The organism is Brevibacillus sp. FSL K6-0770, from assembly GCF_038000275.1.
Taxonomy (GTDB): Bacteria; Bacillota; Bacilli; order Brevibacillales; family Brevibacillaceae; genus Brevibacillus; species Brevibacillus parabrevis.
In genome coordinates, this window is sequence record NZ_JBBOBQ010000001.1 from 2,222,800 (window position 1) to 2,242,032 (window position 19,233).

The 19,233-nt window shown below is 54.0% G+C and carries 14 protein-coding genes, 1 riboswitch and 1 other annotated feature; of the genes, 6 read left to right on the plus strand and 8 right to left on the minus strand.

Annotation, left to right across the window (positions count from 1 at the left end):
* Nucleotides 1–162 precede the first annotated feature (162 nt).
* Both argS and NST23_RS10855 read right to left on the minus strand, forming a co-directional pair.
* On the minus strand, nucleotides 163–1,878 hold the full coding sequence (gene argS / locus NST23_RS10850; RefSeq protein ID WP_280648262.1) for an arginine--tRNA ligase: 1,716 nt from the start codon (nucleotides 1,876–1,878) through the stop codon (nucleotides 163–165).
* A gap of 76 nt (nucleotides 1,879–1,954) precedes the next feature.
* Nucleotides 1,955–2,220, minus strand: a binding site (T-box leader).
* A 43-nt stretch (nucleotides 2,221–2,263) separates the two neighbouring features.
* Entirely contained in the window at nucleotides 2,264–2,758 is a 495-nt protein-coding gene (locus NST23_RS10855; protein ID WP_122965890.1) for a hypothetical protein, read from the minus strand.
* A gap of 208 nt (nucleotides 2,759–2,966) precedes the next feature.
* On the opposite strand from NST23_RS10855, the gene NST23_RS10860 reads away from it, so the two are divergent.
* Nucleotides 2,967–3,539 carry a sigma-70 family RNA polymerase sigma factor gene (locus tag NST23_RS10860; RefSeq protein ID WP_122965891.1) on the plus strand — a complete coding sequence of 191 codons (573 nt, stop codon included), beginning with the start codon at nucleotides 2,967–2,969 and terminating at the stop codon, nucleotides 3,537–3,539.
* Nucleotides 3,530–5,698 carry a YcdB/YcdC domain-containing protein gene (locus NST23_RS10865; RefSeq protein WP_173599192.1) on the plus strand — a complete coding sequence of 723 codons (2,169 nt, stop codon included), beginning with the start codon at nucleotides 3,530–3,532 and terminating at the stop codon, nucleotides 5,696–5,698. Before NST23_RS10860 ends, NST23_RS10865 begins: the two co-directional genes overlap by 10 nt.
* A gap of 69 nt (nucleotides 5,699–5,767) precedes the next feature.
* Here NST23_RS10865 and NST23_RS10870 read toward each other — a convergent pair whose 3' ends face one another.
* Complete coding sequence (locus tag NST23_RS10870; protein WP_083955646.1) at nucleotides 5,768–5,875, minus strand: YjcZ family sporulation protein; 108 nt, start codon at nucleotides 5,873–5,875, stop codon at nucleotides 5,768–5,770.
* 209 nt (nucleotides 5,876–6,084) lie between these two features.
* Nucleotides 6,085–6,185, plus strand: a riboswitch (SAM riboswitch).
* A gap of 116 nt (nucleotides 6,186–6,301) precedes the next feature.
* Between NST23_RS10870 and metH the strand changes: the two genes are divergently transcribed.
* On the plus strand, nucleotides 6,302–9,751 hold the full coding sequence (gene metH, locus NST23_RS10875) for a methionine synthase (protein ID WP_173595635.1): 3,450 nt from the start codon (nucleotides 6,302–6,304) through the stop codon (nucleotides 9,749–9,751).
* Nucleotides 9,752–9,785: 34 nt separating this feature from the next.
* Entirely contained in the window at nucleotides 9,786–11,651 is a 1,866-nt protein-coding gene (locus NST23_RS10880) for a bifunctional homocysteine S-methyltransferase/methylenetetrahydrofolate reductase (RefSeq protein ID WP_173595636.1), read from the plus strand.
* A 72-nt stretch (nucleotides 11,652–11,723) separates the two neighbouring features.
* On the opposite strand, the gene NST23_RS10885 is transcribed toward NST23_RS10880, so the two are convergent.
* The 4 genes from NST23_RS10885 to NST23_RS10900 all read right to left on the minus strand — a co-directional run bounded on the left by NST23_RS10885 (nucleotide 11,724) and on the right by NST23_RS10900 (nucleotide 15,349).
* Nucleotides 11,724–12,710 (minus strand): phosphotransferase, encoded by a 987-nt coding sequence (locus NST23_RS10885; RefSeq protein WP_173595637.1) that lies wholly within the window; start codon nucleotides 12,708–12,710, stop codon nucleotides 11,724–11,726.
* Between the two features lie 77 nt (nucleotides 12,711–12,787).
* Entirely contained in the window at nucleotides 12,788–13,366 is a 579-nt protein-coding gene (locus tag NST23_RS10890) for a mismatch-specific DNA-glycosylase (protein WP_122965740.1), read from the minus strand.
* Between the two features lie 123 nt (nucleotides 13,367–13,489).
* The gene (locus NST23_RS10895; protein WP_167470357.1) at nucleotides 13,490–13,633 is read right to left on the minus strand and encodes a hypothetical protein; all 144 of its coding nucleotides are present in this window, start codon (nucleotides 13,631–13,633) and stop codon (nucleotides 13,490–13,492) included.
* 195 nt (nucleotides 13,634–13,828) lie between these two features.
* Nucleotides 13,829–15,349 carry a carboxypeptidase M32 gene (locus tag NST23_RS10900; protein ID WP_173595638.1) on the minus strand — a complete coding sequence of 507 codons (1,521 nt, stop codon included), beginning with the start codon at nucleotides 15,347–15,349 and terminating at the stop codon, nucleotides 13,829–13,831.
* 191 nt (nucleotides 15,350–15,540) lie between these two features.
* On the opposite strand from NST23_RS10900, the gene NST23_RS10905 reads away from it, so the two are divergent.
* Nucleotides 15,541–17,139: a peptide chain release factor 3 gene (locus tag NST23_RS10905; RefSeq protein ID WP_122965742.1), complete on the plus strand. Its 1,599-nt coding sequence runs from the start codon at nucleotides 15,541–15,543 to the stop codon at nucleotides 17,137–17,139.
* 126 nt (nucleotides 17,140–17,265) lie between these two features.
* On the opposite strand, the gene NST23_RS10910 is transcribed toward NST23_RS10905, so the two are convergent.
* Nucleotides 17,266–17,784: a GNAT family N-acetyltransferase gene (locus NST23_RS10910; RefSeq protein ID WP_173595639.1), complete on the minus strand. Its 519-nt coding sequence runs from the start codon at nucleotides 17,782–17,784 to the stop codon at nucleotides 17,266–17,268.
* 159 nt (nucleotides 17,785–17,943) lie between these two features.
* Between NST23_RS10910 and NST23_RS10915 the strand changes: the two genes are divergently transcribed.
* A complete protein-coding gene (locus tag NST23_RS10915) occupies nucleotides 17,944–19,101 on the plus strand; it encodes an MFS transporter (RefSeq protein ID WP_173595640.1) in 1,158 nt (385 codons plus the stop codon).
* The last annotated feature ends 132 nt before the right edge of the window (nucleotides 19,102–19,233 follow it).

Below are 19,233 nucleotides of genomic sequence, written 5' to 3' on the forward strand. Positions count from 1 at the left end.
CACCGATGACGTTTTTCTTTTTATTATCGCAAAGCATGACAAAAAATGGAACGATTTAGGTGGTGAGATATCGGCAAGCGAGCCGTGGCTGCTGTTTTCCAAAAAGGAAAGCCGGCGTTTCCTGAGAGCAGGAGGCAGCCGGCTTTCGTGATCTTGCGACAGTTACATTTCCTCTGGAGCAGCCAGTCCGAGCAGGCGCAATCCTTCTTTCAGGACAGCGACTACCGCAGCTACGAGCTGGAGGCGGGACGCTTTGACGTCTTCTTCCTCGGCCAAAATGCGCACGTTGGCGTAGAACTTGTTGAACGATTGGGCAAGGTCGATGACGTACTTGCCGATTTGCGACGGATCGAAATTGTCGCTGGCCCGTTCAATCACTTCCGGGAAGCTGTTCAGCAAAGTGATGACTGCCCACGCTTCCTTGCTGTCCAATGCATCTGGTACGAGGCTGGCAGCCGTTTGCGGCTTGTACTCTCCTTTGCGCAGAAGCGAGCAAGCGCGCGCATGCGTGTATTGCACGTACGGCCCTGTCTCGCCTTCAAAGGTGAGCATTTCTTCCCAGGAGAAGTTGATGTCGTTCAGACGGTAGTTTTTCAGGTCGTGGAAAATAACGGCCCCAACCCCGACTTGGCGGGAAACTTCGTCCTTGTTCGCGAGGGAAGGATTTTTCTCCTCAATCACTTTTTGCACATCGGCAATCGCCTGCGCCAAAACTTCTTCGAGCAGGACGACTTTTCCTTTACGCGTGGACATTTTCTTGCCGTCTTTGAGCATCATGCCGAACGGGATGTGATGCATGTCGGCGGACCAGGCGTAGCCCATTTTTTCCAACACTTTGTAGAGCTGCTGGAAGTGGAGGCGCTGCTCGTTTCCTACGACGTAGAGCGCTTTTGCGAAGTCGTACGTCTCATGACGGTACAGGGCGGCTGCCAGATCGCGCGTGGCGTACAAAGTAGCGCCGTCCGACTTTTTGATCAGGCATGGCGGCATGTTGTACTCATCGAGGTTGACAACCATGGCGCCGTCCGATTCGGTCAGCAAGCCTTTTTCTTCGAGCAGGGTGACGACGCGATCCATTTTGTCGTTGTAGAAAGCTTCCCCGTGCGTGGAGTCGAAGGAGACGTTCATCAGCTCGTAAATTTTCATGAACTCCTTGAGTGATTCGTCGCGGAACCATTTCCACAGATGCTGCGCCTCGGCGTCGCCATCTTCCAGCTTTTTGAACCATTCGCGGCCCTGGTCTTCCAAGGTAGAGTCGTTTTCAACTTCTTCGTGGAAACGCACGTACAGGCTGAGCAGCTCCTTGATCGGCTCCGCTTTGACTTTCTCCTCGTCACCCCACAGGCGATAGGCGACGATCAGCTTGCCGAACTGTGTGCCCCAGTCACCCAAGTGGTTGATGCGCACAGGCTGGTAGCCGCGTTTTTCCATGATGTTCGCAATCGCGTTTCCGATGACGGTCGAACGCAAGTGCCCCATGGAAAACGGCTTGGCGATGTTAGGGGAGGAGAGGTCGATCGGCACTTTGCGGCCTTGGCCTGCTTCGCTGCTGCCGTAAGCGCTACCTTGTGCCAGGATGGTGCCAATGACTTGCTCCGCCACGTTTTGCTGATCGAGAAACAAGTTGACGTATGGGCCGACCGCTTGTGCCGAGCGCAGCGGCGCACCTTCTATTTTTTCCGCAAGCTCTGTCGCGATCATCGGCGGAGCTTTGCGCAGCGCTTTTGCCAATTGGAAACATGGGAAAGCGATATCTCCCATAGCCGGGTTTGGCGGTGTTTCCAGCATGTTGTACACCGTTTCTTGCGAGAAATCGTTCACACCGAGTCCGGTGAGGGCCGCGGCGATTTTTTCCGCCACTTGATGTTTGTAACTCATGGTAATTCTCCTTTCAGATGGGAAAAGCTTTGGAACGGAACGCTTGAAAAATAAAAAAACCTCTACGTCTCCTGTAAAAAGAGACGAGAGGTTGTGCTCCCGCGGTGCCACTCTTGTTGTTTTTGCCTGCATGATTTGGTTGAGGCAAAAACCGCTTTGCGCTGCTGTAACGGGCAGACCCGGCAAAACCCTACACAATCCAGACGCTTACATCTATAGCGTCAGATGTTCAGGCCGCATCTCCGAGGGGCGCTTCCGCACTTGGTCAGGCATCGGGCTTCCACCATCCCCGATTCGCTACAGCCGTAAGTCCAAGGGTACTGTCCTCATCAACGATTCGCTTGTTTACCTAGCATTATAGCCGTTTTTGGTGCTTTTGTGCAACTTACTCTTCCGGTTTTTTCAAAATCTTGTCGAGTGCCGCGAAATACTCCTGCGTCAGCTTTTCTCTTTCTTCCGCCGTCAAGTTTTCGGCATGCATCCATTGCGCCTTGTACTGCTCCAGTTTTTCCACCATGGCCAGCTCGGCAGCCGCTTCTTCTTCCAGATCGTAATTCTCGGATGGATCAAAAGGGATCAGCCGATTGTCGTTGCCGCTGCGCAGGTAGGAAGAGCGCCAGTTTTCCGGGAAGTGGTAATCCTGATCGCCAAACATCAGACCGAGAACGTCGTCGGAGTCGAGTGGCAAAAAGTGATCGTAATTGTCCCTTCTGCCGCCTTCGGACAGGTTGATATGCGACAAAAAGTAGCGCAAATAGTGTTCACCTGTTTCGGTATGCTTTACGATGGAATATGTTTCAAACTCGGATGTTTCCAGTTCCTTTACCGTCTCTATACAGGACAAAAACTCGTCTTTTTCACAAGCGAGCAAAGTGTTCATCGTCAATCGTTCCTTTCTAGGGGTTAGGTAAGCCTCATGATAGCAAAAGCGTTCCGCTCTGACAACGAACGCAGTGCGCGCAGGTGTCGTCTTTTCCGCTGAAAACAGAGGCCAGGAAAAATAAATCGCGATTTCTGTCACAAAAAGCAGGCTGCTGGATCAAATGGATATCGTTTGCAAGAGGAGGTGAAGCAAAGTGAATGTCAATCTGAATGCCAGTGCAAAGGCTAACGCGGCAGAGCGGTCTTTGCAGCCGACCAAGGATGCGCTGCTGTCGACTTTGATGAATGACTACGGTGACAAAATCGTCCAGCTCGCCTACATGATCGTCAAAGATCGCGGAATCGCGGAAGACATCACACAGGAAGTGTTCCTGAAAGCCTATCGGTCGCTGGATCAGTTTCGCCATGAGAGCAGTTTGAAAACATGGCTGTACCGGATTGCCATCAATGAATCGCGCAAGTATTTGCGATCGTGGTCGTTCCGGCAAATCTTTTCTACGTTTGTCTCCCCGAAAGAAACCGTGCCGGAACAAGTGGCGGAAGGGAACGTGGAATCGTCCGTTTTCAAGCAACTGGACCAGGTACATATCGCCGAGAAAGTCATGATGCTGTCGCCTTTGTATCGAAAGGTCATGGTACTTCATTACTATGAAGATTTGTCAATTAAGGAAGTAGCACAAGTGCTGGATATTTCCGAGGATGCGGTACGGACGCAGCTGCATCGGGCGCGCAAACATTTTCGGGCATTGTGTGAAAAGGAGGGATTGGAATGGAACTAGATCAGGGGCTGCGTGAAGCTGTACGCGAAGCAGGGAAAGCGGCAGCTTCGGAAGTGAAGTTTACCCGGGAAATGGAAGAGAGGATTCGGATGGAGGTCGGGAAGAAAAAGCAGAAAAATCACAAGCAGTTAGTCATGGCGGGATCGCTTGCGGCTTGTCTGGCATTGACCGTGCTAGGGGTGCGAGAGGGCTTTCTGCCGTCCATGTCGCCGCAAAAAAATGGAACGAGCGCAGCGGCGGCGCATCAAACGGACAAAACCGCGGAGCAGGCCGTTTCACCGGAACAAGCGCTGGCTCCGCTGCAAAAGGCAGTCCCTGAGCTTGGCGGTGTCACACTGCGCAAAGGCGAGACGCTGGATGGGATTGCGCTTGTGACCTTGCTGCAAAAGGACAGGGCAATCGGACAAGTCGCGTATGACACCCGGACGGGGCGGATCGAAAGCTACTTGCTGGACGCAAGCAGTGACGGCGAGAAAACAACGATTGCGCCCGCGCAAGCAGAGAAAGTCGCGCAAGCATTTTTGCAGACCGCGCTCGGTGAAGAAGCGAAGGTTTACGCGCATCAGGCGACAGAAGTTTATGCGGATGAGGATTGGCGCAACGGAACGTGGATGAACGTCAGCTATCAGCGGTTGGAAAACGGCAAGCCTGTCCCGTACGATGTCTTGACTGTCCAGGTGGACAAAAAGGAGCGCGTCGCCTTTTTCGGCAGGTTGAACGAGCAGGAGCAGAAGCTGTTTGCCAAATTCGCCGCCTCCGTGACTGAACTGAATCCGTTCCCGGTTGTCTACAACAAACAGCTGACTCGAGATGGCTGGGCGCTGGTTTTGGGCAAAGTGAACGACGAAGGCCAGACAGCGATGGTGAGCGAAATCGGCAACGGGCAAGACATCGATCTGTACCGGATTCAGCGGGACCGCAACGAAGAAGCGCAAAAGCCAAATGAAGCAGAGGCGTTAAAGCAAGCGAAGCAGCTTCTCGGCCGATTGCTTGGAGCTGACAGCGCGAACTATCGCCATGTGGAATCGAATAGCGCGGAAAAATTCATGCGTTATCATAACGGGTTACCTGTCATGGAAGATGTGCTGGATATTGAACTGGGCAGCTCCGGACGTCTTCTGATGTTCAGCAAACCGACGAGAGCGTATTCCCCGTCTTCGTTCCCGGATGCTGCGGAAGCTGTGGCGAAAAGCGCCGCCGAAAACGAGCTGGCCGCAAATATGAAGCTTGTATACGTGCAGCACATGTCCGAAGGGAAGGCGCTGAAACAGCCGACACTGGAATACAGGGCAGCGGTTTCCTTTTTCCAACAAGGAAGGCCGGTTTTCCTTGATTGGTACATTGATGCGCATAGCGGCAAGATCAACTACGGTACGGGAAACAACGGCTTTGCCTACGATCAGCTGCAGCGGGAGCAGCCGCAGGCAGATGCGTTCGAGACACACGAACAGCCTGTCATCGTGCGTACGAAGGAAGAGGCGAAGGCGCTTTTGCAAACGGAATTTGGCGTCAACGTCGAAGGCATGTCCTATCGGGAATCCGTAGATGATCACCAAAAGAACAAATCATTCAACTGGGCAGATAGCAAAGACCGCTGGCATGAAGTGACGATCGACGCGAAGACGAGCCAGGTAGTTGGGTTGCGCGTTCCCCGCACAAATACGCAAGTGACCGTGAAGCGCGAACAGGCCGAGCAGGCAGCCGTGTTCTTTTTGGCCAAATACGCCGATCCGGGCGTAAAAGAAGTGCAGCTTGCACAAGTGATGGAACCTGGCGCAGCCAATCCGGTTTCGTCAGGCAACTGGGTATTCCGCTATGTCATGAGCAAGGATGGGATTCCGGTGTTGGACAAGGGGCCAGATGCCGCTTACGAGGTGTCGGTAGACCCTTCGACCGGGAAGGTAAACAGCTTCCGGAATTGGCGAGAGACTCACAAGTTGATAGAGCTTCCTTCGTCAGCCGAGGTCGTTTCCAAACAAAAGGCTGCCGAGTCGTTTTTGCGCGTCATGCCACTCAGGCTTGTTTACCTGTTAAAAGATCAGGAAAACGATTGGCTGGATCGTCCGAGACTCGCGTACATTCCGTGGAGCGAGGAAGAGCTGGCAAGCAGTTTCATTACCATCGATGCCAAAAGCGGCGAGGCTGTAATCGAGCCGTAAGGACAAGAAAAAGAGGCTATCCCGCAAGCCAGCTGGAAGGCGGGGGGATAGCCTCTTCTTGTCATTTACCTAGCAGTCGTCACACGAACACCCAACAATGACCAGCAGGATAAACAGTACGAGCACCAGTGCGAAGCAGTCTCCAAAGATGCCATTTCCGCAGTAAGATGTACTCACGTTTGTTCCCCCTCCTTTCCGTTATGCTACAGTCTATACACGATCGCACAGATTGGCGTGGGCGGATGCCCGGTAAGCACAAAAATGGGCGCAGTCGGGGAGAAAAGCAGTAAATAATAGACAAATTCTCAATTGACGTAGACAGGACGCGGTGTTAAGATACTGTCAAACATGAAACCTGAAAGTCAAAAATGAATACCATGGTACAACTCTTATCAAGAGAGGCAGAGGGACTGGCCTGATGAAGCCTCGGCAACCGGTTAAAATCCGGTGCCAATTCCAGCAAAGCTACGGCTTTGAAAGATGAGAGGATGGTTCAGGCGCAATTGTATCCGCGGACAAATCCTCTTCTTTCAAAGAAGAGGATTTTTTTGTGCAAAAAAACTGCCGAGAATAAACGCCGCAAGGGAGAAAAGGAGTACGTCAATGAAACCCACTTTTCGCGAACAGCTTTCCCGGAAAATTCTGATTCTGGACGGTGCGATGGGCACGATGCTGCAACAGGCGAACTTGACCGCCGATGATTTTGGCGGCGAAGCCTACGATGGTTGCAACGAGCTTTTGAACTTGACGCGACCAGACGTCATTCGATCCATCCACGAAAAATATTTGGAGGCGGGAGCGGACATCGTCGAGACGAATACATTCGGAGCCACCTCCGTCGTGTTGGCCGAGTACGATGTCGCCGACAAGGATTTGGAGTTAAACATCGCTGCGGCCCGTCTGGCGAAGGAAGCCGTAGATGCCTATAGCACAACCGAGTGGCCGCGATACGTGGCAGGGGCAATGGGACCGACGACGAAAACGCTCGCTTTGACAGGCGGCGTCACCTTCGAGGAGCTGGTGGAGTCCTACTATCGTCAGGCAAAAGGACTGATCATTGGCGGAGCCGACGTGCTGCTGCTGGAAACATCGCAGGATACGCTGAACGTCAAGGCGGGGGGAATCGGCATCCGCAAAGCGTTCGCAGAGCTGGATGTGGAGTTGCCCGTCATGCTGTCCGGGACGATTGAACCGATGGGCACGACTCTTGCCGGTCAAAACATCGAGGCGTTTTATATCTCGCTTGAGCATTTGAAGCCCGTGTCCGTTGGGCTGAACTGTGCGACCGGCCCCGAGTTCATGCGCGACCATCTGCGCACGCTGTCCGGACTGGCTCAATGCGGAGTGAGCTGTTACCCCAATGCGGGCTTGCCGGATGAAAACGGACATTACCATGAGACGCCGCAAGGGCTTGCGACGAAAATGCGCGCTTTTGCAGAACAAGGCTGGCTGAACGTGGCGGGCGGCTGCTGCGGAACGACGCCCGACCATATCAGGGCGATGGCAGAAGCATTGAAAGACTGCAAGCCACGTCAGGCTGTCGATCAGGCTGTCAGCGCGGTATCCGGCATCGAAGTCGTGTACGTGGAAGATGACAGTCGCCCGCTGTTGGTAGGGGAGCGCACAAACGTCATCGGTTCGAAAAAATTCCGCGACTTGATCGCCGCAGGCCAATACGAGGAAGCGTCAGATATCGCCCGGGCACAAGTAAAACGCGGCGCTCACGTCATCGATATTTGTTTGGCTGACCCGGATCGGGATGAATACGCCGATATGGAAAAATTCCTGCAATTCGTCGTGAAAAAGGTCAAGGCTCCGCTGATGATCGACTCGACGGATGCAAAAGTAATGGAGCTGGGCCTGCGCTATTCCCAGGGAAAAGCGATTCTCAACTCGATCAACCTGGAAGACGGCCTGGAGCGCTTTGAAGAAGTAGCGCCGCTGATCAAAAAGTTCGGAGCGGCTGTAGTCGTCGGAACGATCGAGGAAGCGGGCATGGCTGTCACGCGCGAGAAGAAGCTGGAAGTGGCGAAGCGCTCGTACGATATTTTGGTCAACCAGTACGGAATTGCCCCGCAAGACATCATTTTCGACCCGCTGGTGTTCCCGGTCGGTACAGGGGATGAGCAGTACATCGGTTCCGCCAAGGAGACGGTTGAGGGGATTCGCCTCATTAAAGAAGCGATGCCGCTGTGCAAAACGATTCTCGGGGTCAGCAACGTGTCTTTCGGGCTGCCAGCAGCGGGCCGCGAAGTGCTCAACGCCGTGTTTTTGTACCACACGACGGTTGCCGGACTCGATTTTGCCATCGTCAATACAGAAAAGCTGGAGCGCTACGCGTCGATTCCCGAGGATGAGCGCAAGCTGGCGGAAGCGCTGCTGTTCGAGACAAACGACGAAACACTGGCTGCATTCACCGAATTTTACCGCCAGAAGAAAAAAGAAGTGCGGGTGGAAGCTTCCACGCTGACTTTGGAAGAGCGCCTCGCCCGATATGTCGTCGAAGGCTCCAAGGATGGCTTGACTGACGATTTGAAGCTGGCTCTGGAAAAGTATGCGCCGCTTGAAATTATTAACGGCCCGTTGATGTCAGGAATGGAAGAGGTCGGCCGCCTGTTTAACGGAAACCAGCTGATCGTAGCGGAAGTGCTGCAAAGCGCGGAAGTCATGAAAGCGTCCGTCTCGTTTTTGGAGCCGTTTATGGAAAAGAGCGATGCGGCGGCCAAAGGCAAGATTTTGCTGGCGACAGTCAAAGGCGACGTGCACGACATCGGCAAAAATCTGGTGGAAATCATTTTGGCAAACAACGGCTACAACGTAGTGAACCTGGGGATCAAGGTGCCGCCTGAGCAACTGATTGCCGCTTGCCGGGAAGAGAAGCCGGATGCGATCGGGTTGTCCGGTCTTTTGGTCAAATCCGCCCAGCAAATGGTCATTACCGCGCAAGACTTGAAAGCAGCGGGAATCGATGTGCCGATGATGGTCGGAGGTGCGGCTTTGACGCGCAAATTCACTTCCAACCGGATCGCGCCGGAATACCACGGAATCGTGTTGTACGCCAAGGATGCGATGGACGGACTCGACCTCGTCAACCGTTTGCAAAACCCGAACGAGCGCGAGCGTCTGGTCGCTGAGCAGCAAGAACTCGCTGAAGCGGCGGCAACGGCGCAACCCGTGGTGGTGCAGGAGAAAAAAGCTCCGCTGCCGGCCCGTTCGGCCATTAGCAGAACCGTTCCGATTCAGCTGCCGCCAGACTGCGAGCGACACGTGCTGCGCCAGTACCCGATCAGCCATTTGCAACCGTACCTGAATTTGCGCATGCTGCTCGGCAAGCATCTCGGTGTGCGTGGAAACGTGGAAAAATTGCTGGAAGCGGGCGACGAAAAGGCGTTGGAACTGTACGGGATAGTCGAGGAGCTGTTGAATGAAGCGAAGCAGCACGGAACGATCAAGGCGCACGGTGCCTATCAGTTTTTCCCGGCGCAAGCGGACGGCAACGATATTATCGTCTACGATCCAAACGACCACAGCAAAGTGCTGGAACGATTCTCGTTCCCGCGTCAGCCGGAAGAGCCGCATCTGTGCCTGTCCGATTTCTTGCGTCCGGTCGAGAGCAAGGAGATGGATTACGTCGGATTTTTGACGGTGACAGCAGGCGGCGGCATTCGCGAGCGCTCGACTGAACTGAAGGAACGCGGCGACTACTTGCGCTCGCACGTTTTGCAAGCATTGGCTCTGGAGCTGGCGGAAGCTTTTGCGGAGCGGATTCACCACGTAATGCGCGATGTATGGGGGATTCCTGATCCGGCGGAAATGACCATGCTGGAGCGCTTCGGTGCCCGCTATCGAGGCATTCGCGTGTCGTTCGGCTATCCGGCTTGCCCGAACTTGGAAGACCAGGCGCAACTGTTCCGCCTGCTGCGGCCGGAAGACATCGGCATCCAGTTGACAGAAGGCTTCATGATGGAGCCGGAAGCTTCTGTATCCGCGATGGTATTTGCCCACCCGGAAGCGCGTTACTTTAACGCAGGTCCGTCGGTGTTTGAAGTATAGATCGTCTAATGAAAATGGGAGAGAAGGGATTGAGTTGACGACGAGCAAGCAAGACTTACGGGAGTATTTGCAGGAGCACCTGCTGGTCGGAGACGGAGCCATGGCGACCCAGCTGCATGCGCTGGGCGCCCCGGTTGGCGTCAGCTTTGAAGAGTTGTGTTTGTCCAATCCGCGCGTGGTGCACGAAGTTCATGCGTCGTACTATCAGGCAGGAGCGCGCCTTTTGGAGACGAATACATTTTCCGCGAACCGGGATGCGCTCAGCCGCTACGGTTTGGAGCACAAAGTGGCGCGGATCAACCGTCTTGCCGTGGCGATTGCCCGCGAAGCCGCTCAGGACGATGCGTACGTGGCAGGCAGCATCGGCTCGATTTTGGCTGGACGGGTGAAGAAAAAGGTACTGGATGAGTATCGGGACCAGTACGAGGAACAGGCGATCGCGCTGTTGCACGCAGGCGTAGACGCGCTGATTTTGGAAACGTTCCTCGATCTGGAGGAACTGCTGCTCGCCATCGAGGTCATTCGTCCGCTGACAGATGTGCCCGTCATTGCGCAACTGGCGACATTGGAAGTCGGACGCACGCGCGACGGCTACTCGCTGACGGATGCTTTTCCGCAACTGAAACAGGCAGGAGCAGACGTCATCGGTCTGAACTGCCGCTTGGGTCCGGCTGAAATTTTGCGCTCTTTTGAAAGCACGATCTTCCCGGATGATTCGCTTCTGTCAGCGTTCCCCAATGCGGGGCGGCTGGGAATGACGGACGGGGAATACGCCTTCAAGTCGTCTCCCGACTATTTTGCCGAAAGCGCCTTGCGCCTGCGCGATCAGGGAGTGCGCCTGATCGGCGGCTGCTGCGGAACGACCCCTGCACACGTGAAGGCGATAGCAGACGCGCTCGCAGGGCAAAAACCGCAAGCGCGCGTGAATCCAACGATTGCGTTGGCGGAGCGTCCGCACATAACGGTACAAAGCATTCACGAGCGCGAGAAGCCAAGCATCGTGGAACGGGTGAAAACAGCTACAACGATCATCGTCGAATTTGATCCGCCGCGCGATCTCGACGCCGAACAGTTTCTGGACGGCTGCTGCGAGCTGCACAAAGCAGGGGCAGACGCGATCACGCTGGCAGACAATTCGCTTGCGACGGTGCGGATGAGCAACATGGCGCTCGGAGCGCTGATGAAAACGAGACACGGGATCGATCCGCTTTTGCATATTGCCTGCCGTGACCGCAACTTGATCGGGCAGCAATCCCATCTGATGGGGCTGCACGCGCTTGGCATCGACCAGATTCTCGTCATCACGGGCGACCCGTCCCGCTTCGGCGATTTGCCGGGGGCAAGCTCGGTGTTTGATGTCACTTCGTTCGATTTGATCCGCATGGTGAAGCAGTTGAACGAAGGCGTCTCGTTCTCGGGACGACCGCTCAAGCAAAAAGCCCAGTTCATCGTGGGCGCAGCCTTCAACCCGAACGTGCGCAACATGGCAGCGGCTGTCGCCCGGCTGGAAAAGAAAGTCGAGGCAGGGGCTGATTACATCATGACCCAACCTGTGTATGACGTCGAATCGATTCGCCTTGTACACGAGGCGACCAAGCACATAGGCATCCCGGTTTTTATCGGCATCATGCCGCTGACCAGTTCAAGAAATGCCGAGTTCCTGCACAATGAAGTGCCTGGCATCAAGCTTTCGGCGGAAGCCTTGGAACGGATGAAAAAAGTGCAGGGACCAGCGGCCAGGCAGGAAGGCATCGCCATCGCCAAAGAACTGCTCGACACGGCTGTCCGCTATTTCAACGGGATTTACCTGATTACGCCTTTCAACTATTACGATATGGCTGCTGACCTGATTGCGTACGTGCGGCAGCAAAGCGCCCTGGTCAAAACGGCGCAACCGTAGAAGACCAGACCAGCCCAAACAGGAAAAAAGCCCAATAGGCCCTCGCGCAAGACAGGCAGCTGCCTTTCGTCTTTACGCGAGGGCTTTTAGTTCATCCAGCATATAGGCGGTCTTGATCGCCTCACGCGTGCAAAACTTCTGAATCTCGGCCACTTCCATCTCCTCATACTGCTTCATGCGCAAAAACCGTTCCATGATATGTGGGAAGGTCAGATCGACAAACAGCAAATGCAGCTGCTCGGCAGACAGCGGATTTTCCTGCAAGTAGGCCCGCAACAAAGACGTAAACAACGGCTCGTTCCAGCTTCCTGCCTTGCGCATGGCGAGCGAGAGGACGCGACTGATGTCTTTGGAAGGAAAATCGTAGCGGACGTCTTCCCAGTCGATAATCGCGATTTGCTGGTTGCGCGTGAGCAAATTGCCGTTGTTGAAATCTCCGTGGCAGAGGAAATGCTTGCGCAGGGCAAGCTTTTTCCAGCTGGAAAAGTAGGCGGATGATTTCAACTGTTCTCGCGCCGCAAGCCCTGCCTGGCGAAAATAAGGCAAGTATTCCACAATCGTCGTCGATTTCGGATTCTTTTTGCTCATGTGGCGCTGCTCCCATTTTTCCAGTGCAGCCAGATCCGTCTTGTATTCCTCCGACCATTTTTTCGCCCCGTTGTACAGCTCGCCATGCTTGGAAGTAAAACCGAGCGATTGCAGATGGAAGCGCCCTAGTGCGGCTCCGACCTGTTCCAGCTTTTTCGGTGAGCTGTAGGCGATTTTCGGCCAGGAAAACCATTGGTGCAGCACAAACAAGTTGTCTTTGTACACAATCGAGCGCTGGTTGCTTTTCGTGCGCTGGATGCCGGGGATGAGAATGCCTTTTTTGCGCAAATGCGCTTCGGCGTTCAAAATGAAGTGCTGGCGTTCTTTCGGTAAGTACGAAATTTTGCCGATAAACTTGCCGATCGAGGTATCGAGAAAGACGACGAGCGACTTGGGCGTCTCGCGAAGTGTTTCCTGCTGCAATACTTTCAGCGCGTACTTTTGCTCGATTTTGCCGATGAGGTCGTCCATCCGTTTTGCGCCTCCCTTGCAAAAGAAACGTACGATTATCATACGCGGCGGCCCAAGCGGATGACACTCATGGCGCTTCAGTTGGGCGGCAAGGGAAGCGGATGCCAGTCTTTTTGGCGCAAAAAGTCGCTCAGCTCGGCGAATTTGGCGATGCGTTCCGCGCGTGTGAATGAGGCGTTGGCTCCACTCGTGGACGGGATGACGAACAAGTAGCTGCCTGCCCAATCATTGGTAGCGAATGCCTTCTCTGGTTGCAGACCCAGCGCGACAGCGGCTTTTTTCTGGCCTGTTGCATGGCGAAAAGCCGTAATTCCGTTAAAGCAGATGACGCGCGGGCGGTACGTTTGGATCATGTGCACGAACTGCTCTGCGCCTGTGTCAAAATCTTCGCGCGTGAGATCAGAAGAGGAGCGGGTAGGGCGCGTGACGAGATCGGTAATGCCGTAGTTGTAATCCAACAGCAGCGAGGTTTCTTCCGGCAGCAGTTGTCTTGCGGTAAGCCCGCCCTCGAACAAGCCGCGCCAAAACAAATTCGCCGGGTTCGCGTAGTGGAATCCGGCTGTGGCCGATACGCGCCCGGGATTGATGCCGCAAAACAACACTGTCAAATCGCGGCGGATGTAAGTAGGCAGCCATTTTTCCGTAAATTCCACCAAGATGATCCCTCCGATTGTTTTCCTTGATTTGATTGTAGCACAGAGGAGAGCGCTTACAGAAACAGGCAAAAAAAGCTGCCAAACGCTGGCAGCTTATCGGTAAAAGTGTGATTAGGTTCGATCTTACAGCTGAGCGTACGGCAGCATGTGCTCCGGCTCATTCGTGATGAATTGTTCCATTTCATTGCGGACGTATTTTTTTGTCTCGAAAGGAACGGCTTCGTGTTCTTCTTTGCCCCACAACCAGCGCGACAATTGTTGAATCATAAGGATTACCCCTCACTTGGTGGAAATGTTTTACACGCTTATCATACTCCTCTTTTGTGAGTTTGTGGCTGGGCAGGTGTGAATAAGGCGTGAAGAAATCGTGGATAGAAGGTGAACAAAAAGGAAGCGATTTCAAGCGATCCGTGAAAAAAGCGCTCCCGGATTGGGAACGCTGTGGGTACAACCATCTACACATTACAGCTTGTAGATGTCGGTATATTTTTTCTCCAAGTATTCCATCAGGTAGGTCGCGTTGGTGCCTTCGCCCGTGATCGCTTGCACGAGTTCACGCGGGCTTTTCATTTTTCCGTACTGGTGAATTTTTTCTTTCAACCAAGCGCGGATCGGAGCGAAGTCGCCGTTTGCCAGCAAGTCTTCGAAGCCGCTGATTTCCTGCTTCATGACGTGGGCGAATTGGGCCGCGTACACGTTGCCGAGCGAGTAAGTCGGGAAGTAGCCGAAGCTGCCGCCGGACCAGTGCACGTCCTGGAGAACGCCGAGTGTGTCGGTAGGCGGTTCCACGCCCAAGTATTCCTGCATTTTTTCGTTCCAGATTTTCGGCAGATCGGCAACCTGGATCGTCTGGTTGATCAAGCCTTTTTCGATCTCGTAGCGAATCATGACGTGCAAGTTGTACGTCAGCTCGTCAGCCTCTGTACGGATGAAGGACGGAGTGACAGAGTTGATCGCCCGGTAGAGGTCTTCCACGGATACGCCTTCGAATTGGGCCGGGAATGCTTTTTGCAAATCAGCGAAAAAGTGGTTCCAGAACGGCAGGCTGCGTCCGATCATGTTCTCCCAGAAGCGGGACTGGGACTCGTGAATGCCCATCGAAGTACCGTCGCAGAGCGGCGTGAACAAAAGCTCAGGATTGATGTTTTGTTCGTACATGGCGTGACCCGCTTCGTGGATGCAGCTGAACAGCGCCGAGTTGAAATCGGTTTCGTCGTAGCGAGTCGTAATGCGCACGTCGCCCGGATTGAAGGTGGTGCAGAACGGATGGGCGCTCTTGTCCATGCGGCCCGCCTTGAAGTCGTAGCCGATTTTTTCCAAAATGAAGCGGCTGAACGCCTCCTGCTCGGCAATCGGGAAGTTTTTGTTCAAGAAAGCGGTGTCCGGCTTGTTCGGCGATTCCGCGATTGCTTTGACCAGCTTGACGGTTTTCTCGCGCAGGGTGGCGAAGATCGGATCGAGCTGATCGACTGTCATGCCCGGCTCGTACAGGTCGAGCAAGGTGTTGTACTTGTTTTTGCCGTCGTGTCCCCAATATTCGATAAACTCCAGCTGGAAGTTCACGATTTTTTCCAGGTACGGCTGGAACATCGAGAAGTCGTTGTTGGCGCGGGCTTCTTCCCATACCGTTTCCGCCTGGGAGGTCAAAACGACAAATTCCTGGTATTTCTCAGCCGGAATCTGCTTGTTGCGGTCAAATTCTTTTTTGCATTCGAGCACGCTGTGACGCGTGATCTCATCGAGCGCTTCCAGTGCGGAAGGTTCGCCGAGCTCGGTTAAAAACGCTTCCATTTCTTTGGATGTCGCCAGCTTGAACTGTTCGCCAGCGAGCACGCCGATAATCTCGGAGCGGGCATCCATCCCTTTGCGTGGCGCTTGCGTTGCTTTGTCCCATTGCAGAACTGCGAGTGCCTGGTTGTAGCTGGTCATTTTTTTCACATAGGCGCGAAAATCAGCCGCGCGTGTTTCCAGATTGGTCGTCATGGAGTCCCTCCTGTGTAAGTATGAAAACGTTAATTGGTCAAGTATGTACATCATGCAGTCAAAAAATTTTTACTACTAAATATTATAACGGTTTGAAGAAAAATTACTAGGTGGATGCAGCACGCATTTGTCGGTATAATCGTATAGGAAAACAATCTGGCTACTTATTCGCGATGACAGGAGAATGATTGATGAGTCAAACCAATCCCCAATGGGAAAATGAGATAGCAAAACGACGCACCTTTGCCATCATCTCCCACCCGGATGCGGGTAAAACGACGATGACGGAAAAGCTGCTTTACTACGGCGGAGCCATTCGCGAAGCAGGGGTGGTCAAAGGCCGGAAAAACTCCAAGCACGCTACCTCCGACTGGATGGAGATCGAGAAAAAGCGCGGAATCTCCGTTACGTCCAGTGCGATGGACTTCGAATACAACGGGCACCACATCAATATTTTGGACACTCCTGGTCACCAGGACTTCAGTGAAGACACGTACCGCACCCTGACTGCTGCCGACGCTGCCGTCATGATCATCGACGTGGCAAAAGGGGTGGAGGCGCAGACGATCAAGCTGTTCAAGGTCTGTCGGATGCGCGGCATTCCGATTTTTACATTCGTCAACAAGCTGGACCGTCACGGGAAAGACCCGTTTGAGCTGTTGGAAGAAATCGAGCGCGTACTGGGCATCCGTTCGTACCCGATGAACTGGCCGATCGGCATGGGAAGCTACTTCAGCGGAGTGTACGACCGCATGAAATCCCGCGTCGAGCTGTATCAGACCAACACGCAGCATGAAGATATCTCGTTTTTCCCGGTAGAGGGAGCCGAAGACCCGCTGATCGGCGACCGCGTCGGTCAGGAGCTGTGGCAGCAACTGCAAGACGAAATTTCTCTGCTCGACGTAGCAGGGGATGAGTTCGATCCCGAACTGATTGCCCAAGGACAGCTGACACCTGTGTTCTTCGGAAGCGCGATCAACAACTTCGGCGTGCAGACTTTCCTGGACAACTTCCTGCAAATGGCGCCAGCGCCTTCCGCGAAAAAGAGCAATGCCGGCATGATCGATCCGTACACCAATCCGTTCTCCGGCTTTATTTTCAAAATCCAGGCCAACATGAACCCGGCTCACCGCGACCGTATCGCTTTCTTGCGCATTTGCTCCGGAAAGTTCGAGCGCGGCATGGCCGTGAAGCACGTGCGTCTGGGCAAAGACATCAAGCTGGCGCAGCCTGTGCAGTTCATGGCGCAAGACCGCGAGATCGTCGAGGAGTCGTTCGCAGGCGATGTCATCGGCTTGTTCGATCCGGGCATTTTCCAGATCGGAGACACGCTCTGTGTCGGCCAGTCGTTCGAGTACGAGGAAATGCCGCACTTCTCGCCTGAGTTTTTCTCCAAAGTCATGGTGAAAGACGCGATGAAGCACAAGCAGTTCCAAAAAGGCATCATGCAGCTGACAGAGGAAGGGACGGTACAATTATTCCGCACCTATCCAATGGAAGAACTGATTCTCGGCGTAGTCGGCGTCTTGCAGTTTGAGGTGCTGGAATACCGACTCAAAGCAGAGTATGGCGTCGATATTATGCTGACGAGAATGCCGTATCAGATTGCCCGCTGGCTGGAAGGCGACAAAGCGGCGCTCGATGCCGTGAAGAACAAAACCGTGACAGACCGCTACGGACGTCCGGTCATGCTGTTCGAAAGCGAGTACCAGCTTCGGGTAGCGATGGATAAGCATTCGTCCATCAAATTCCATGAAAGCTCGCTCGGGTTGAAAGCTGTTCAATCGTAAGTGGCAGGAGAGTAGAACAGGACTTCGCAGGAATTGCGGGGTCCTGTTTTTCGTGTTCCGGCGCGCTTGACTGAAAGATTTGCTCGCTTAAAGACGGGCTTGCTAACGGCTTTTTTGCCTAAAGTCTTAGGAGGGGAAATCAATGGAGAAGAACTTCAGCTCTTCCTGATCGGGCTGCTTGCGAACGTAGCCTTCCCAGCGCAAGCCCAGCTTCTCCAGCAATTTGCCGGATGCATCATTCGCCTTGTCCGTGATCGCGACGATCCGTTTCAGCCCGAACGCCTCGCGCCCGTAGTCCAAAACAGCGGAGGCCGCTTCGAAGGCGTACCCTTTTCCCCAATAGGGAGGACAGAGAGCATAGCCGATATCGACATCCTCCAGAAAATCTCTTTTTATGAGGCCACACAAGCCTACCGGAGTGCCTGTTGCTTTTTCTGCGACGACAAACAAGCCAAAGCCGTAGCTTTCGTAGCTTGCCTGCAAGCTGTTGACGATGTACTGCTGCGCATCTGCCAACGTGCGGACGCCGCGATCACCGATGTACTGCAACCAGGATGGCTCGTTCAAAAGCCCGAAAATAAAGGCCGCATCGTCTTCCGCGTGCGCGCGCCGCAGAACAAGACGCTCTGTTTGCAAAACGATCATAGCTTGACTCACCAGCCTTTTCATTTTTTTCCATCATACAGGATGCAAGCGAGAAAAGCTGCTTGTTTTTGGCAATTCAGAAAGCTTTTCCTATCCTACTTGGACGACTCCCCTCATATACTGGGACAAAGACTGGCGGGATGAGAGGATGGGAATGCTTTGAGGGTTCTGCTGTTGGTCGTGTTGTTTCTCGTTGCCTTTGACATGCACGCGCAAACGCCGCTGCTGGCGCCGTACTTGAATATATTGGGCGTATCCGCCGCGATGATCGGCTTCGTGCTGGGCGGTTATGCCATCAGCAATCTGAGCGGCAATCTCATCGCAGGCCCTTTTCTCGACCGTTTTCCGAAGAAATGGTTTATTGCCGGAGGCCTGATCCTGGCTGGGGTAATGCTGATTGGACAAGGACTCGTGACGCATGCCGGGGCATTTTTTTCGTTTCGCCTGATGCTTGGCTTCGTCATGGCGTTCGTCTCGCCCGCCTGTTCCGCCATGCTGGGGGAGACAGGCAAAACCGCGCTGGAACAGGGCGAAATCATGGGCAAAAAAGGACTTGTGCTCACGACAGCCGGGATCGTCTCGCCAGCGGTCGGGAGCTTTTTTGCGGTACAGTTCGGCTACGGCCAGTCGTTCGTCATTTTGGGTTACATCATGATCGTGGCAGGCGTTTTTTCCTGGCTCGTCCTTCCTTCCAGAGTAGTGGACAGCGGCAGCGACCAGGCAGCGCCCTCCAAGCCGAACATATCAGGCAAACAGAGCCTGCTCGCGATCATGGAAAATCGGATGCTGTATCCGGCTTTTCTCGGCGGGTTTGCCATCATCTACGCGCAAGGGACGATCATTTACGAAGTGCCGCTGCTCGTGCAAAAGCAAGGGATGTCGCCAGCCGTTACGGGAATTTTGTTCAGCCTGAAAGGATTGGGAGCGCTCGCGATCCTCAGCCAGTTTTGGCTGCACAAGGTAGCGATCGAAACGCGGTCATTTGCGGGGCTTGGCATCCTCAGCCTTTTGATGTACATGCTGGCGATGGGTCTGGCGATTCCGATTCAGGTGATGATGTTCTGCCTCGGCGCATGCTTCGGAATGCTGTTCCCGGCTTTTGCCACGACCTTGACGATCCACACTCCGCGCGAAATGTACGGCAGCGTGTTCAGCATTTACTCTGCCGTGTTGTCGGTCGGGGCTGTCCTCAGTCCCGTGGTGGCAGGTCTTTTGGGCAACTGGCATCACTCGTACTTCATCGCTTTTTTTGTCACGGCGGGGGTGTGCCTGATCAGCGGGTTGCATCGGCTGTTGTTGAGCGGGGTGACAAGGTAGGGAGCGGAGAGTTTTCCTGGAGGGGGGCAGGGAGACTCTTTTTTTGTGCAGGGGGAAAAGGGGAATCGGGAGAAGGTTGTTCACGTTTTCAGTCGGTCCGATTTTGAAAATTAAGACTCAGTTAATCGACTA